Below are 16000 nucleotides of genomic sequence, written 5' to 3'. Positions count from 1 at the left end.
GGCGCCCCCCTCACATGAGATTTCTCACGTCCGTAAGTTTTCCGGTCACAGCTGCCGCGGCGGCCATGGCCGGCGACATCAGGTGGGTCCGGCCACCACGGCCCTGACGGCCCTCGAAATTGCGGTTCGAGGTGGCCGCACAGCGTTCGCCCGGCGCCAGCTGGTCCGGGTTCATCGCCAGGCACATGGAACAGCCCGCAAGCCGCCATTCGAAACCCGCGTCGATGAAGATCTCGGCCAGGCCTTCTTCCTCGGCCTGGGCCCGCACCAGGCCAGAGCCGGGCACGACCATCGCGCGGATGCCGTCCTTGATCTTCTTGCCCTTCAGGATCTCGGCCGCGGCGCGCAGATCCTCGATGCGACCGTTGGTGCAGGAGCCGATGAAGACGGTGTCGATCGCGATGTCTTCAAGCTTCTGACCCGCGGTCAGGCCCATGTATTCCAGCGCGCGCCTGGCGGCGTCGACCTTGCCGCCGGAGAAGCTCTCGGGGGCGGGCACGACATCGGAGATCGGCAGCACGTCCTCGGGCGAGGTGCCCCAGGTGACGACCGGCGCGATGTCCTCGCCACGGATGGTGACGACCTTGTCCCAATGGGCATCGTCATCGGAGAAGAGCGTCTTCCACCAGGTCAGCGCGGCTTCCCACTGGGCGCCCTTGGGCGCATGGGGGCGGCCCTTGATGTATTCGAAGGTGGTCTCGTCCGGCGCGATCAGGCCCGCGCGAGCACCGCCCTCGATCGCCATGTTGCAGACGGTCATGCGGCCTTCCATCGACAGCGAGCGGATGGCTTCGCCGCAGTATTCGATGACATAGCCGGTGCCGCCACCGGTGCCGGTCTTGCCGATCACCGAGAGGGTGATGTCCTTGGCGGTGACGCCCGGAGCAAGCTGGCCGGTGATCTCGACCTTCATGTTCTTCGACTTCTTCTGAATCAGCGTCTGGGTGGCGAGCACGTGCTCGACCTCGGAGGTGCCGATACCATGGGCCAGCGAGCCGAAGGCGCCGTGGGTGGCGGTGTGGCTGTCACCGCAGACCACGGTCATGCCCGGCAGGGTCCAGCCCTGTTCGGGGCCGACGATGTGCACGATGCCCTGTCGAACGTCGTTGACGGGATAGTAGTTCACGCCGAACTCGCGGGCGTTCTTGTCGAGCGCGTCGAGCTGGATCCGGCTGTCCTCGTTCTCGATCACGCCGGAGGCGCGGTCGAGCGTGGTGGGGACGTTGTGGTCCGGCACGGCAATGGTCTTGTCCGGGGCATGCACCTTGCGGCCTGCCATGCGCAGCCCTTCGAAGGCCTGCGGGCTGGTCACCTCGTGCACCAGGTGCCGGTCGATGTAGAGGAGGCAGGTGCCATCCTCGGCCTCGTCCGCCACGTGGGCATCCCAGATCTTGTCGTAGAGCGTCTTGCCGGCTGCGGCCTTGGAATCAGAAGACATGTGTCCTCTCCCTTGGATTCGTGGATATTCTGGAATGGAGGAACGCACGGGGAGAAGCCCCGCACACCGTCATAGGTGGGCGAGGATCGTCTGGGTCGCGCCGAAGAAGCGCCAGGGCAGGCGCGCGCGGTCATCCATGTCGAAAATCTGCGTCATGCCGCATCAGATACTCTGCGGCGCGCGGTTCATCAAGCCTTTCACGCAGGGAACATCCTCGGGGAACCGGGCGGGGCAGCTGCCGGTCGGGGAGGTGGCCCTGCATTCCCAGTCGCGCTGGCAATTCACCGCTCCCGGCGCCGTGCCCAGCGCCCCGGGCAGACGGAAGGGCACGCGCGGCGCATGCAGCACATCGAAGTAGCCGGCCCAGCGATCCAGTTCGTCAGGGCTTTCAAGCAGCTGGGCCTTGATGTTCTCGGTTCCGTCCGCATAGGCCAGGAAGACCCGCCCCATGGCGTAGCCGAAGCTGCCCGGTTCCGCCAGCAGGGCAAAGGAGGTCTTCCAGCCATGCCGGGTCAAGGAGCGGTCGAACCGCGCCACGTAGGAATGAATCATCGTGGAGGTCAGGTCGGAGCCGGTCTGACGGCGCAGGTCCACGACGATGCGGGCATCGCCCTGCAGCATGTCGAAGCGAATCGACGCGCGGACGATGGAGCCGAAGGAGGCAAGTCTCGGGTGGCCGAGAACGGTACCGATGATCAGCCCCGGCTGGGGCAAGTATGCGACGTCGATGGTCAATTTCTGTTCCGTTGCATCCCGGGATAGGACCGGGCCTTCATGGGCAATTGCAAGTGGCGCGGGCGCCACCTGTATACATGCCGCATCCTGAAGGTGATTTCACCGCTCAAATTTCCCCTACGGCACTTTTCCGCCACGCGTAGCGGACCGGCCACAGATTGCCCCAAGGCCCTCAGTCCCGTGCCCGGATCCCTTCGTTCATTCCCGCCCTTCAAATCCAGGGGCTCGGGCGCAGGCGGATCTCTGCACGGTAATGTTCTGCAACCCGGCGTGATGGAACCCGAACGCCCCCGGGGGCGTTTACCCGTGAAAGGAGAGTGCGCATGACACACACATTGAAATTGAAAGAGAAATCCGCTCTCACCCACGACGTGCACCAGTTCGTGTTTACCCGTCCCGAGGGGCTCGAGTTCACCCCCGGACAGGCCACCGAACTGGCGCTGGAAGACCCGGCGTGGGAAGACGAGGGCCGCCCCTTCACCTTTACCTCGCAACCGGACGAGAAGGTGATCGAGTTCGTCATCAAGAGCTACCCCGAGCATGACGGCGTGACCGAACAGCTGGCGGGGCTGAAACGCGGCGACGAGGTCGAGATTGCCGATCCTTTCGGCGCGATCCACGACGAGGGGCCAGGCACCTTCATCGCGGCCGGCGCCGGGCTGACGCCCTTCATCCCGATTCTGCGGCAACGTGCGCACAAGGGCCGTCTCAAGGGGTGCCGTCTCATCTATACCAACAAGACCGAGGACGACATCATCCTGCGCGAGGAATGGGAAGCCATGCGCGATCTGGAGTGCATCTTCACCGTCACCGACGAGCCCGGCAAGACCGTGCCGCGCGCGCGGATCGACCGCGACTTCCTGGCCTCGAAGATCAAGGATTTCTCTGAAACCTTCTATGTTTGCGGGCCCGACGGCTTTGTCACCGACATCCGCGACACACTGAAATCGCTTGGCGCGGCCGAGGACAGGATCGTCACCGAAGAGGGCTTCTGAAGCCGGCAGCGCCCCCTGCCCCAGACGGAATGGGCCGGTTCCGGCCGCCGCGCGAACATGCGGCACCGGATTCGGCCCCCGTTTCGTTGAAAACCCGGACATCTCTTGCTATCTTGGGGGCATGCCCAGCACCGGGGCCTTGTCGGTGCGCTGCCAGGGAGGACAATGTCCTGTCACTCGACGCAACCGCGGATACGTCCGCACCTCATGGGGCCACGATCATGACGGCCTCGCAAGAGCTGTCGGCCAAGGGCCAGCTCGACCTGATCCTGAAATCGCTGGATGACGACAAGGCCGAGGAGATCGTGACGATCAACCTCAAGGGCAAGTCGTCCATCGGCGACTTCATGGTGGTGTGCTCCGGGCGCTCCTCGCGCCAGGTGGGGGCCATCGCGGAAAAGCTGGTGGAACGCCTGAAGGAGGCCTCCGGCCGCACGGCCAAGGTCGAAGGCAAGGAAACCGGCGACTGGGTCCTGATCGACACGGGCGATGTCATCGTTCATGTCTTCCGTCCCGAGGTGCGCGAATTCTACCAGCTCGAGAAGATGTGGCTGCAGCCGGGCAGCGCGGTTCCCTCCGCCTGACCTGACAAGCCCGCTTCATGAAGCTGCATATCTGTGCCATCGGCCGGCTGCGCGCCGGGCCGGAGAAGACGCTGATCGACGATTACCTGGACCGCGCCGGCAAGACCGGCCGCGCTCTGGGGCTCGGGCCGGCCAGCGTCAGCGAGGCAGAAGACAAGAAGGGCGGTGGGATGTCTGCCGAGGCCGCCCTGCTTGACCGCATGATCCCCGAGGGCGCCGCCATCGTCTGCCTCGACGAGCGCGGCAAACTGATGAAATCCCCGGATTTTGCCAATCAGCTGGCGCGCTGGCGCGATGACGGCCTCCGCGATGCGGCCTTTGTGATCGGCGGCGCGGACGGGCTCGATCCGGCGCTGCGCGCCCGGGCCGACCTGTCGATTTCCTTCGGCAAGATGGTCTGGCCACACATGCTGGCGCGGGTGATGCTCGCCGAACAGCTCTATCGCGCCACGACGATCCTGGCCGGATCCCCCTATCACCGCGAATGACCCCCGCGTGACAGAAAAAGGGCGGCGCCGTGGCACCGCCCCTTTCCCATTCCATTCCGCCTCAGCGCGCCGGCGCCAGGTATTTGGCCGAGACCCAGCCGGTCTTGCCGCCGGGCCCGAAGGAGATCTGGCACCACTGGCCGTCGGGCGAACGGCTGGTGACCATGACCTTGTCGTGCGGGCCAAGCTGGCCGACGACGGGCGCGTTGGTACCGGGCCCCTGGCGCACGTTCAGCGAATTCTGCACGCCCACGACCTGGAAGGGTTCGCCCTGCTGCGGGCCGCCCGGTTGGCCACCCGGTGCGGGCGGCTGTTGCGGAGCGGGTTGCGCGGCACCCGGCGGGGGCGGCGGGGTTTGCGTCTGTGCGGCGGCGCCGAAGGCCGTCGCGCTCAGGGCCAGCGCCAGCGACGCGGCCAGGATCTTGTTGGATTTCATGGAAGTCTCCTGAACTGCTCTCGGGACATGCGGAGCCGGTTTTTTTCCGGCCCTCCGCCCCGTTTGGGTCTTTATCATCTATGCCGCGACCAGGGTGCGGGCAGAGTGTCGCGGCACGCAGACAAAACGTTCCGGCGCCGCGAAAGATCCCGCCCCCCCGCCATCACTTGACGGCGCGCAGGAATTCGCTCGACACCCAGCCCGAGGTGCCACCGGCAGAGACCTGGCTCCAGCCGTGCTGGGTGCCGGTCACGGTGACGGTTTCGCCGGCGCGAAGCTGGCCGACCACGCGGTTGCTGGTGCCGGGGCCCGAACGCACGTTCAGCGAGTCCTTGACGCCGACCACCTGTGCCTTGGTCGTGGCGGCCGGGGTCGCAGCGGGCTTTTGCTGTTGCGTCTGATGCTGCGCGGCCGGGGCCTGGCCCTGAGGTTGGCCCTGCGGCTGGCTGGCCTGGGCAAAGGCGGCACCGGTCGTCAGCCCGAGGGCAAGGGTGGCGGCAGTAGCGGCTGCGAGGATGGATTTCATGGGGTATTCTCCTTGACTGATCGCGCCCGGCCAATGCGGGTCCGGGCGGGATGGCAGTAACTGGTACGCACCGATATGACCCTTCCGTCGGCGTTATCCAGAGCGTTTGCGCAAGCATCGGCGGGAAACGACCGGCAGAGGTTTCGCCCCGTGATCTTAATGGCTAGAACATGCCCAGCAGCAGTGCCCGCCAAGGGCCGACCCGGCAGGAGAGTTTTCCGATGAGCACCCCGAAACCCGTCGTCCTGTGCATCCTGGATGGCTGGGGCCTGCGCGAAGAGCGCGAGGCCAATGCCCCCGCCCTGGCCAATACCCCCACCTATGACCGCATCATGGCGACCTGCCCCCACGCGACGCTGATCACCTTTGGCCCGGACGTGGGCCTGCCGAAAGGGCAGATGGGCAATTCCGAGGTGGGGCATACCAACATCGGCGCCGGCCGCGTGGTGGCGATGGACCTGGGCCAGATCGACCTGGCGATCGAGGACGGCTCCTTTGCCAAGAACGGCCCGCTGAACGATTTCATCGCCACCCTGAAGGACGGCGGCGGCGCCGCCCACGTCATGGGCCTTGTATCGGATGGCGGTGTGCATGGCTCGCTCACCCATATTATCGCAGCCGTGCAGGTGATCGCGGGTGCCGGCGTGCCGGTGGCCCTGCATGCGGTGACGGACGGGCGCGACGTGGCGCCGCAATCGGCGCTGGGATACCTCGAGACGCTGGAGGCCGCCCTGCCCGACAACGCCAGGATCGCCACGGTTTCGGGGCGTTACTATGCCATGGACCGCGACAACCGCTGGGAGCGGGTCAGCCAGGCCTATTTCTCCATGATCAGGGGCGAGGCCGAAACCCGCGCCGCCAGCGCGAAAGAGGCCGTGGAGCAGAGCTATGCCGCCGGAAAGGTGGATGAATTCGTGCTGCCGACGGTGATCGGCGATTATGCCGGCGTGAAGGATGGCGACGGCTTCTTCTGCATGAACTTCCGCGCCGACCGTGCCCGCGAGATCCTGCGCGCCATCGGCGAGCCGGGCTTTGCCGATTTCGACACCGGCCCCCGCCCCGCGCTTTCGGCCCTGCTGGGCATGGTGGAGTATTCGGTGGATCACAACGAATACATGACCACCTGCTATCCCAAGCAGAAGATCGTCAACACGCTGGGCGAATGGGTGGCCAAGCACCACAAGACCCAGTTCCGCCTGGCCGAGACGGAGAAATACCCGCATGTGACCTTCTTCCTCGATGGCGGCATCGAGAAGGTGAAGGAAGGCGAGGACCGTTTCATGCCCAAGTCGCCCAAGGTGGCGACCTACGACATGCAGCCCGAGATGTCCTCTGTCGAGGTGACCGATCATTTCGTCCAGGCCATCGAAGAGGGCTACGACCTGATCGTGACGAATTACGCCAACCCCGACATGGTCGGCCACACCGGCGACCTGGATGCCGCGATCGCTGCCTGCGAGGCGGTGGACCGGAGCCTGGGCCGGGTGGTCGAGGCGCTGGAGAAGGTGGGCGGCGCGATGATCGTCACCGCCGACCACGGCAATTGCGAAACCATGGTGGACCCCGTGACCGGCGGGCCGCACACGGCGCATACAACGAACCTCGTGCCTGTGGCGCTCTTCGGGGGCCCCGAGGGGGCCGAGCTGCGCGATGGGCGGCTGGCCGACCTGGCGCCGACGCTGCTGCAGCTGATGGGCCTGCCGCAGCCCGCGGAAATGACCGGGATCAGCCTGATCAAATGAGGCCCTACCGATTGGGAGCGCGTCGTCTTGCCCTGCTATGTTCTGCCGCGGTGTTCATCGCCGGACCCGGCTGCGTCATGGCGGCCGATGGCGGTGCCGCGGCACAGGCCCGCGCCGCCGCGGACCAGCTCGATGCCGCACGCAGCGCGCTCGAGGGCGCGGATCAGGCCAGCGACCGGGTCGAGGCGCTGACGGCGGCGGTCACCGGTTACGAGGCCGGCATGGCCGCCCTGCGCGCCAGCCTGCGCGCCGTCACCCTGCGCGAGAACGAGATGCAGGCCGAGCTCGACAGCCGACGCGAGGAGATCGCCGGGCTGCTGGGCACACTGGAAACCCTGTCGCGCGCGCCGGAACCGGTGCTGATCGCCCATCCCGCAGGCCCGGTTGGGGCCGCAAGGGCGGGCATGATGATGGCCGAGGCCACCCCGGCGCTGAACAGCCGCGCCGAGGCGCTGGCCGGCCAGCTCTCCGAGCTGCGCGACCTGCGCACGGTCCAGCAGGGTGCCCTCGGCGAGATGCAGGAGGCGCTGAGCGAGGTACAGCGGGCCCGCACCGCGCTGTCGCAGGCCGTCTCCGACCGCACCGACCTGCCGCAGCTCTTCACCGCCGACCCGATGAAGACCCGGCTGCTCGTCGCCACCACCGACACGCTGCGCGAATTCGCCGACGGGCTGGACCAGATCGGCGAGGACAACACCTCCGACGGAAGCGCGCCGGTACTGCCGCTGATCGACGCCCGCAAGGGCAGCCTGCCCTGGCCCGCGCAGGGGCGTGTCCTGCGCCATGCCGGCGCCGCCGATGCGGCCGGGGTGGAACGGCCCGGCGTGGTTCTGGCCACGGCCCCGAAGGCCCTCGTGACCACCCCCACCGCGGCCACGATCCGCTATCTCGGGCCACTGCTCGACTACGGAAACGTGATGATACTTGAGCCGGAAACGGGGATACTGTTTGTTCTTGCCGGCATGGATGTTGTGTACGGAGAGATCGGGCAGGTGCTGCCCGCCGGTGCGCCGGTCGGGCAGATGGGCGGAACGCCCCCCGATGCCGGTGCATTGCTCGCCCGGGCAGATGACGATACGGAAGGCGGCACCGGAGACGCCGCAGGCCCTTTCAGGGCCGAGACGCTTTATATAGAGGTCAGGAAGGGGAACGAACCCCAGGACCCCGAAACCTGGTTCGAACTCATGAAGGACACGCAATGATGAAGAAATTCGCGTTTGCAGCGCTTGGCGGCATGGCTGTTGCAGCCATCGCCACGACACAGATCGCGCCGCCGCTGCTCGCTCAGGAACGCTCGGACGATCAAAACGTATACGAGCAGCTGGATCTCTTCGGCGATGTCTTCGAACGTATCCGCAGCCAGTACGTGGAAGAGGTGGACCCCTCCAAGCTGGTCGAAGCCGCCATCGACGGCATGCTGACCTCGCTCGACCCGCACTCGAGCTATCATCCGCCCGAAGAGGCCGACGACCTGCGCGTGCAGACCCGTGGCGAATTCGGCGGCCTTGGCATCGAGGTCACGCAGGAAGACGGCTTCGTGAAGGTTGTCACCCCGATGGACGACACTCCCGCTGCCGAGGCCGGCATCGAGGCCGGCGACTTCATCACCCATGTCGACGGCGAGAGCCTGCTGGGCCTGACGCTGGACGACGCGGTCAAGATGATGCGCGGGCCCGTCGGCTCGGAGATCACCGTGACAATCGTGCGCGAGGGCGAGCAGGATCCCTTCGACGTGACGCTGGTGCGCGATACGATCAAGCTGACCTCGGCCCGTGCCCGCACCGTGGGACACACCGTCGTCGTGCGCCTCTCGGCCTTCAATGATCAGACCTTCCCCGGCATGCAGGAAGGCATCCAGCGCGAGATCGAGGCCGCCGGCGGCATCGACAACATCAACGGCATCGTGCTTGACCTGCGCAACAACCCCGGCGGGCTGCTGGTGCAGGCGATCAAGGTCTCCGACGCCTTCCTCGACAAGGGCGAGATCGTCTCGACCCGGGGCCGCAACCCCGCCGACGGCGACCGCTACAACGCCGAGCCCGGCGACATGATCGACGGCAAGCCGATCGTGGTGCTGATCAACGGCGGCTCTGCCTCGGCCTCGGAAATCGTCGCCGGTGCGCTTCAGGATCACCGCCGCGCCATCGTCGTGGGCACCAAATCCTTCGGCAAGGGCTCGGTCCAGACCGTCATGCCGCTGCGCGGTGACGGCTCGATCCGCCTGACCACGGCGCGCTACTACACCCCCTCGGGGCGCTCGATCCAGAACCTGGGCGTCTCGCCCGACATCGTCGTCGAACAGCCCAAGCCCACCCCGGCAGACGCCGAGGAAGAGGACACCACGCAGCCCAACACCCGGTCCGAAGCGGACCTGCGCGGCACGCTCAGCAACGACTCGCTGTCGGAAGACGAAATCCGCCAGATCCGCGAAGAGCAGGAAAAGGCCGAGGAAGCCGCCAAGCTGCGCGACGAGGATTACCAGCTCGCCTATGCGATCGACATCCTCAAGGGTCTCTCGGCGCTTGGCCCGCAGTACAGCGTGACCGCCTCGACCGACCTGGCCGACACCGACGACGGCACCGCCACGGGCAACCCGTAACACCCTGCCGGAATGTCGCTTTTCACGCCCCCGCCTGCACCGCAGCGCGGGGGCGTTGCGTTTCTGCCATGTGCAGGATCACCGCGCCCGCCTTGTGCCCACTCGCCCCGGGCATAGACCGCCGCCATCCGTCACCCTGCAGCTACCGGGAGCACCGCCCGCGCCTGGTGTTCGACCTGCCCGCCGCGATACTGCCTCAGCTGGCGGCCTCTTCCCCCGGCTCGGCGGTGTGACAGGCGACGCAGATCTTGTTGCCATCGGGATCGCGGAAGTAGGCGCCGTAGTAATCGGGGTGATAGCGCGGGCGCAGACCCGGGGCGCCCTCGTCACGCGCGCCCGCGGCCAGTGCCATGGCCCAGACATCGCGCACCGTGTCACGGTCATGGGCCAGGAACCCGAGCATCGGCCCGTTGCCCGGCATCGGCTCGCCCTCGTAGGGGCGGGTCAGGAAGAACAGCGGCCGGGGCTGATCAGGCAGGCGAAAGGCCGCCTCGCGCCCCTCGACAAGCCAGGTTTCCTCGATCCCCAGCCGCTGCATCAGCGGCAGGTAGAAGGCGCGGGCGCGGTCGAAATCCGATACGGCGATGGTGACATGGCTGATCATGGCGCGATCCTGCCCCAGCCCGTGGCATAAGAAAAGCCTGCCCTGCCCTCCTAAGCGGCACTCCTGCGTCACTCCCCGGACACGGCGACCGAAAAGCGGCCGCCCGGGCATCCGCGTCACTGGTACGGGCGAAACCGCCCGCCTAAGGTACCCCTGACGATGGGCAGGTGCGGCCCGCACGAACGGGAGAGAGCAGCGGTGAAAGCCAGGAGAGCAGACGTGCGCCTCGGGGTGATATCGGTGGTGCTGGGCGCGGCCTGCGGCGCAGTGGCCGCGGCGGTCTACGTGCTGATGATCGAGCTCGAGATCCTGATCTGGCACACGATAGAGATCCCCCGCTGGGGCATCCTGCCGCTGACCACGCTCGGCGGGGCGCTCACCGGCTGGACCATCATGAAGGGCGCCGACCTCGACGTCGACGAGGAGATCGCCCAGGCCCAGGACCCCGAGCCTAACCGCGGCAGGCAGGCCCTCTGGACGGCACTCGGCGCGATCTTTGCCGTGGCCTTCGGCGGCGTCGTCGGGCCCGAGGGGGGGATCGTGGCCCTGACCCTGCAGCTCTCGACCATCGTGGCGCTGCGGCTCGGGCGTACCGCCGCCGAACAGCGCGCCATGACCGAGGCCGGACTGGCCGGCGGCATGGCGGGCTTTTACGGCTCGCCCATTGCCGGCCCGGTGCAGGCCGAAGCCCCGGGCGAGGTGCCAAAGGCCACGCTGTTCCTGGCGGGGATCGCGGGCCTGCTCTTCTTCATGTGGACGGCGAATTTCCTGCACGAGGGCGCTCTCGGGATGATGTACCTGCCGCGGTTCAACATCACGCCCCAACCCGGCGACGCGCTGATCGCCATTGCACCGGGCCTTGCGGGCGGCCTCGTCGGGGTGCTCTTCATCTGGACCGTGCCAAGGATGAAATCCGCCTTCGGCACCTACATGCCCGGCCATTTCTGGGCCCCGGTCACCGGCGGCGTGATCCTGGGCGTGATCTGTACCTTCGCCCCGATCCTGCTTTTCTCCGGCCACAGCCATATCGGCGACATGCTGCAGCTGGGGCAGGACAACGGGCCCTTCATCCTTCTGCTGCTCGGCTGCACGAAGGTGCTGCTCTGCGCGCTCTGCATCTCCGCCCACTGGAAGGGCGGCGCGATCTTTCCGCTGTCCTTCGGTGGCGCCGCGCTCGGGGCGGCAACGCTCTTTCTCTTTCCCGGCATCGACCCGACCATCGGCGTCGCGGCCGGCATGACCGGCGCCGCGACGGTCGGCCTGAAGAAGCCGATCCTGGCCGGTGCCGTGATGATCTTCGTGCTGGGAGACGGGGTGCTGCTGCCGATCTGCGTCGGCGTGCTGGCCGGCTGGCTGTTCCTGAGCATCCTGCCCGACAAGCTTGTCGATGCGAACAGCACCGCCCACTGATCACGAGAAAGGGGCCGGCGCTCTCTCGGCCGGCCCCCTCGACGGGTCATCCTGCAAGGATCAGAAGAAGGCCTGAAGCCCCGTCTGTGCCCGGCCCAGGATCAGGGCATGCACGTCGTGGGTGCCCTCGTAGGTGTTCACCGTTTCCAGGTTCGCGGCATGGCGCATCACCTGGTACTCGATCTGGATGCCGTTGCCGCCGTGCATGTCCCGCGCCATGCGCGCGATATCCAGCGCCTTGCCGCAGTTGTTGCGCTTGATGATCGAGACCATCTCCGGGCTGGCCTTGGCCGCATCGAAGAGCCGCCCCACCCGGAGTGCCGCCTGGGTGCCCAGCGCGATTTCGGTCTGCATGTCGGCCAGTTTCTTCTGGTAGAGCTGCATCTGTGCCAGCGGCTTGCCGAACTGTTTGCGGTCCATGCCATAGGAGTGCGCCCGAAACCAGCAATCTTCCGCAGCCCCCATCACCCCCCAGGCAATGCCGTAACGCGCCCGGTTCAGACAGCCGAAGGGGCCCTTCAGGCCCGACACATGCGGCAACAGGGCCTCTTCGCTCACTTCCACGTTGTCCATCACGATCTCGCCGGTGATCGAGGCCCGCAGCGACAGCTTGCCACCCACCTTGGGGGCGCTCAGGCCCTTCATGCCCTTCTCCAGGACAAAACCACGGATCGCCCCGTCATGGGCCTCGCTCTTGGCCCAGACCACGAAGACATCGGCGATCGGCGCGTTGGAGATCCACATCTTGGAGCCAATCAGGCGATAGCCGCCCTCGGTCTTGATGGCTCGGGTCTTCATGCCCGCCGGGTCGCTGCCCGCATCGGGCTCGGTCAGGCCGAAACAGCCGATCCATTCGCCGCTCGCCAGCTTCGGCAGGTACTTCTTGCGCTGCTCTTCGCTGCCATAGGCATAGATCGGATACATCACCAGCGAGCTTTGCACCGACATCATCGAGCGATAGCCCGAATCGACCCGCTCGACCTCGCGCGCGACAAGGCCATAGCTGACATAGCCGGCACCGATGCCGCCGTATTCCTCGGGCACGGTCACGCCCAACAGGCCCGTCTCGCCCATCTCGGCAAAGATCTCCGGCTCGACGCCCTCGTTCAGGTACATGTCCTCGACCCGCGGCATCAGCTTTTCCTGCGCAAAGGCATGGGCGGTGTCGCGGATCATCCGCTCTTCTTCCTCCAGCTGGTCGTCGAGCAGGAAGGGATCCTGCCAGTTGAAGCTGGACATGTTGGGGCGGTCCTTGTCCTTCAGAACCGGCTTGGCGGGGGTATCCATCGGGTCTCTCCTCAAAGCGATCTTGGCCGCAGACTAGGCCATGGACGCGCGCCGCGCTAACGAGTAATTCTGGCAGGGCTATGAGATTTCCGCATAAACGGGACAGCGATGCGCAAGCCATACATACCTTCGGTGGGCGAGCTTGAAGCCTTTTGCGCATGCGCCCGCATAGGCACCACCACTGGCGCGGCCCGCGATCTCGGCCTGACCCAGAGCGCCGTCAGCCGCTCCATCGCCGCACTGGAGGACCGCCTGGGCGTGGCGCTCTTCCTGCGGGCAAGACAGCGGCTGACACTCTCGGATGCCGGTCGGTCCTTCCTGCCCGAGGCGGTGGCGCTGCTTGACCGGCTGGATGCGGCGGCCACCGGGGTGATGGCCTTTGCCGGGCAGCAGGCGGTGCTGCGCATGGCGGTGCTGCCGAGCTTCGGGCGCAGCTGGCTGATCCCGCGCCTCGGAGCGTTTCAGGCGGCGGCGCCCGGTACCGGCTTCGACGTGGCGGCGCGCCTGGCGCCGGTGGATTTCGACAGCCAGCCCTTCGATCTTGCCATCCAGCGCAGCCAGCACCGCAGCACCGGGGCCCAGCATCTGCACCTCCTTGACGAGCAGATGATCGCCGTCGGCGCGCCGCGGCTGACCGGCCCCGCGCCCCTGCCGGATGCCGAGCTGCTGCGCCTGCCGCTGTTGCAGCAGAGCACCCGGCCGAGCCTCTGGCCCGACTGGTTCCGGGCCGCCGGGATCGACCCGCGACAGGCCCTGCGCGGCGCCCGGTTCGATCATTTCGACATGGTGATCGACGCCGCCGCCGCGGGCCTCGGCGTGGGTCTCGTGCCGGAGATCATCGCCCGGGGCGCGCTGCAGTCGGGCCGGCTGGTGCAGGCCTCGCCACGAGTCCTGGAAACCGGACAGGCCTATACGCTGATCTACCCCGAGCGGAGCCTTGCCCTGCCCGGATTTGCCCGGTTCCGCGACTGGCTCTCGGCCGAAATCGCCGACATCTACGCCTGATCGGCGGCCCGGGGCGATTTTCGGGCCGGCGCGGGACGGAAACAGCCTGCACCCGCGTAAAGGGATCACGGAAGGCTGCTTTGCCTTCCCCGGCCATAGGTCTACGATGGCGGCAAATCACCTGACACAGCCATCCGGAGGCCCCCATGTCCGACCCCCTGCTGACCCGCGACCAGATCGAGGCATTGCCCTATCGTCCCTGCGTCGGCGTCATGCTCGTCAATGATCAGGGCCATGTCTTTACCGGCCAGCGCAACGACTTCAAGGGCGATGCCTGGCAGATGCCCCAGGGTGGCATCGACGAGGGCGAAACCGCCGAAGAGGCTGCCCTGCGCGAGCTCTGGGAAGAGACCGGCGTGACCGCCGACAAGGTCACCATCGAGACCATCACCGACGAATGGATCCCCTATGACCTGCCCGACGACCTGGTGGGCCGGATCTGGGGCGGCAAGTATCGCGGCCAGGAGCAGAAATGGGCGCTGATGCGCTTTCACGGCAGCGACAGCGACGTGAACATCGCCACCGAGCACCCCGAGTTCGTCGAGTGGAAGTGGATGCCCCCCCAGGATCTGCTGGCCAACATCGTGCCCTTCAAACACGCGGTCTATGCCCGCGTCCTCGAACTTTTCGGAGATCGCCTGTGAAATACATCCTGCCCGCCGCCCTCGTTGCCCTCGGTACGGCTGCCATCCCGGCCAATGCACTCAGCTGCCTGACCCCGACCATCGAGGGCAGCTACAACATCGCCGCCGATTCCGACGACCACGTGATGATCGTTCACGGCAGCCTGACCCATGGCAACCCGCAACTGCCGGAGGTCGACCCCGAGAACCCGGAAGAGCTGGAAGTGAACGTGACGCTGGACGCCAAGGCGCTGACCCCGAACGGCTTTACCCAGCCGGTCAAGGGCACGATCCCGATGATCCTGCAATGCGTGGCCGGCAGCTGCGCCACTCTGCCCGACGAAGGTGACGTGCTGGCCTTCGTCGTCCTGCCCGAGGATCCCAAGACCGAAATGCCGACGCTCTACGTCGATCCCTGCGGGATCTCGCTCTTTGCCGACCCCACCGAGGAGCAGCTGCAACAGGTCGTCAGCTGCCAGCAGGATGGCTGCAGCGCCGAGTAGGCGCCGCGATCCGCGCCTGGCGCCGGGATCACCCCTGGCGCCAGTCGAAGAAGCCCTCGCCCGCGCGCGCCAGCAGGTCGCGCGCCATGGCCCGGCCCAGCTCGGCCCCGTCCTCGACGGCGGCCGTGCGATCATCTGACAGCGCCTCCGACCCATCGGGCCGCAGCACCTCGCCACGCAGGCGCAGCGTGCCGCCGTCCAGCTCTGCCAGGCCGGCGATCGGCGTTTCACAGGAGCCGTCGAGTGCCGCGAGGAAGGCCCGTTCCGCCGCCAGGCGCTCGGCCGTCACGCCATCGTGGATGGCCTCCAGCATCATCGCCACGCGGGCATCGTCGCTGCGTCTTTCCACGCCGATGGCGCCCTGGGCCACCGCCGGCAGCATCTCGCCGGGAGAGAGCGCCGATTGCGCCACTTCGGCCAGGCCCATGCGGTTCAGCCCTGCCATGGCCAGGAAGGTCGCATCGGCCACCGCCTCGTCGAGCTTGCGCAGACGGGTCTGCAGATTGCCGCGAAACTCCACCACCTTCAGGTCGGGTCGCCGCACCAGCAGCTGCGCCCGCCGGCGCAGGCTCGAGGTGCCCATGGTCGCGCCCTCGGGCACATCTGCAAGGCTGGCGAAACGACGGGACACGAAGGCATCGCGCACGTCCTCGCGCGGCAGGTAGCAATCGAGGACCAGACCCGCGGGCTGTTCCACGGGCATGTCCTTCATCGAGTGTACGGCGATGTCGATTTCGCCCGAGAGCATCGCCTCCTCGATCTCGCGGGTGAAGAGCCCCTTGCCCCCCACTTCGCGCAGCGCCTTGTTCTGGATCCGGTCGCCGGTGGTCTGCATGGGCACGACCTCGAAGGCCGCCTGCGGCAGGTCGAATGCGGCGGCCAGGCGGTCGCGGGTTTCATGGGCCTGTGCCAGCGCCAGCGGAGAGCCACGGGTGCCGATCTTCAGCGGATCTGCGGGGGTGGGAAGAGGCTGTGTCATGGGCCAAGCTCTATTGCGCCCTCCGACTTCTGGCAAGGGGCCGCGC

The 16000-nt window shown here is 67.0% G+C and carries 17 protein-coding genes; 10 read left to right on the top strand and 7 right to left on the bottom strand.

What is annotated here, in order from left to right:
• Window positions 1–10: 10 nt before the first annotated feature.
• The gene (leuC, locus tag AC0WR5_RS01900; RefSeq protein WP_475866432.1) at window positions 11–1438 is read right to left on the bottom strand and encodes a 3-isopropylmalate dehydratase large subunit; all 1428 of its coding nucleotides are present in this window, start codon (window positions 1436–1438) and stop codon (window positions 11–13) included.
• A gap of 162 nt (window positions 1439–1600) precedes the next feature.
• The gene (locus AC0WR5_RS01895) at window positions 1601–2173 is read right to left on the bottom strand and encodes a hypothetical protein (protein ID WP_475866430.1); all 573 of its coding nucleotides are present in this window, start codon (window positions 2171–2173) and stop codon (window positions 1601–1603) included.
• Between the two features lie 323 nt (window positions 2174–2496).
• Here AC0WR5_RS01895 and AC0WR5_RS01890 point away from each other — a divergent pair, with 323 nt between their 5' ends.
• From AC0WR5_RS01890 to rlmH, 3 genes are all read left to right on the top strand, one after another.
• Window positions 2497–3168 (top strand): FAD-binding oxidoreductase, encoded by a 672-nt coding sequence (locus AC0WR5_RS01890; protein ID WP_475866428.1) that lies wholly within the window; start codon window positions 2497–2499, stop codon window positions 3166–3168.
• A 221-nt stretch (window positions 3169–3389) separates the two neighbouring features.
• Entirely contained in the window at window positions 3390–3752 is a 363-nt protein-coding gene (gene rsfS / locus AC0WR5_RS01885) for a ribosome silencing factor (RefSeq protein ID WP_475866426.1), read from the top strand.
• A gap of 17 nt (window positions 3753–3769) precedes the next feature.
• Entirely contained in the window at window positions 3770–4240 is a 471-nt protein-coding gene (rlmH, locus tag AC0WR5_RS01880) for a 23S rRNA (pseudouridine(1915)-N(3))-methyltransferase RlmH (RefSeq protein WP_475866424.1), read from the top strand.
• 61 nt (window positions 4241–4301) lie between these two features.
• Here the strand turns inward: rlmH and AC0WR5_RS01875 are convergent, their stop codons facing one another.
• The gene (locus AC0WR5_RS01875; protein ID WP_475866422.1) at window positions 4302–4676 is read right to left on the bottom strand and encodes an SH3 domain-containing protein; all 375 of its coding nucleotides are present in this window, start codon (window positions 4674–4676) and stop codon (window positions 4302–4304) included.
• A 163-nt stretch (window positions 4677–4839) separates the two neighbouring features.
• Complete coding sequence (locus AC0WR5_RS01870) at window positions 4840–5202, bottom strand: SH3 domain-containing protein (protein WP_475866420.1); 363 nt, start codon at window positions 5200–5202, stop codon at window positions 4840–4842.
• Window positions 5203–5423: 221 nt separating this feature from the next.
• Here AC0WR5_RS01870 and gpmI point away from each other — a divergent pair, with 221 nt between their 5' ends.
• The 3 genes from gpmI to AC0WR5_RS01855 are packed head-to-tail and all read left to right on the top strand — an operon-like array spanning window position 5424 to window position 9543.
• Window positions 5424–6944: a 2,3-bisphosphoglycerate-independent phosphoglycerate mutase gene (gpmI, locus tag AC0WR5_RS01865; RefSeq protein WP_475866419.1), complete on the top strand. Its 1521-nt coding sequence runs from the start codon at window positions 5424–5426 to the stop codon at window positions 6942–6944.
• An 11-nt stretch (window positions 6945–6955) separates the two neighbouring features.
• Complete coding sequence (locus tag AC0WR5_RS01860; RefSeq protein WP_475866417.1) at window positions 6956–8146, top strand: murein hydrolase activator EnvC family protein; 1191 nt, start codon at window positions 6956–6958, stop codon at window positions 8144–8146.
• A complete protein-coding gene (locus AC0WR5_RS01855; RefSeq protein ID WP_475868862.1) occupies window positions 8146–9543 on the top strand; it encodes a S41 family peptidase in 1398 nt (465 codons plus the stop codon). The genes AC0WR5_RS01860 and AC0WR5_RS01855 overlap by 1 nt, the downstream gene beginning before the upstream one ends.
• A 196-nt stretch (window positions 9544–9739) precedes the next feature.
• Here AC0WR5_RS01855 and AC0WR5_RS01850 read toward each other — a convergent pair whose 3' ends face one another.
• On the bottom strand, window positions 9740–10147 hold the full coding sequence (locus AC0WR5_RS01850) for a VOC family protein (protein ID WP_475866415.1): 408 nt from the start codon (window positions 10145–10147) through the stop codon (window positions 9740–9742).
• Between the two features lie 198 nt (window positions 10148–10345).
• Here AC0WR5_RS01850 and AC0WR5_RS01845 point away from each other — a divergent pair, with 198 nt between their 5' ends.
• Window positions 10346–11557, top strand: coding sequence for a chloride channel protein (locus AC0WR5_RS01845; protein ID WP_475866413.1), 1212 nt, complete (start codon window positions 10346–10348; stop codon window positions 11555–11557).
• A gap of 60 nt (window positions 11558–11617) precedes the next feature.
• Here the strand turns inward: AC0WR5_RS01845 and AC0WR5_RS01840 are convergent, their stop codons facing one another.
• Window positions 11618–12844: an acyl-CoA dehydrogenase gene (locus AC0WR5_RS01840; protein WP_475866411.1), complete on the bottom strand. Its 1227-nt coding sequence runs from the start codon at window positions 12842–12844 to the stop codon at window positions 11618–11620.
• A 108-nt stretch (window positions 12845–12952) separates the two neighbouring features.
• On the opposite strand from AC0WR5_RS01840, the gene AC0WR5_RS01835 reads away from it, so the two are divergent.
• The 3 genes from AC0WR5_RS01835 to AC0WR5_RS01825 all read left to right on the top strand — a co-directional run bounded on the left by AC0WR5_RS01835 (window position 12953) and on the right by AC0WR5_RS01825 (window position 14975).
• Complete coding sequence (locus AC0WR5_RS01835; protein WP_475866409.1) at window positions 12953–13849, top strand: LysR substrate-binding domain-containing protein; 897 nt, start codon at window positions 12953–12955, stop codon at window positions 13847–13849.
• Window positions 13850–13995: 146 nt separating this feature from the next.
• Window positions 13996–14493, top strand: coding sequence for an RNA pyrophosphohydrolase (locus tag AC0WR5_RS01830; protein WP_475866408.1), 498 nt, complete (start codon window positions 13996–13998; stop codon window positions 14491–14493).
• Window positions 14490–14975, top strand: a complete 486-nt coding sequence (locus AC0WR5_RS01825; RefSeq protein ID WP_475866406.1) for a hypothetical protein — start codon at window positions 14490–14492, stop codon at window positions 14973–14975. Before AC0WR5_RS01830 ends, AC0WR5_RS01825 begins: the two co-directional genes overlap by 4 nt.
• 28 nt (window positions 14976–15003) lie before the next feature.
• Here AC0WR5_RS01825 and hemC read toward each other — a convergent pair whose 3' ends face one another.
• Window positions 15004–15954 (bottom strand): hydroxymethylbilane synthase, encoded by a 951-nt coding sequence (gene hemC / locus AC0WR5_RS01820; protein ID WP_475866405.1) that lies wholly within the window; start codon window positions 15952–15954, stop codon window positions 15004–15006.
• Window positions 15955–16000 lie beyond the last annotated feature (46 nt).

It is taken from the genome of Pseudooceanicola sp. DL12 (genome assembly GCF_056270665.1).
This window is presented reverse-complemented; position numbering and strand designations above follow the sequence as displayed.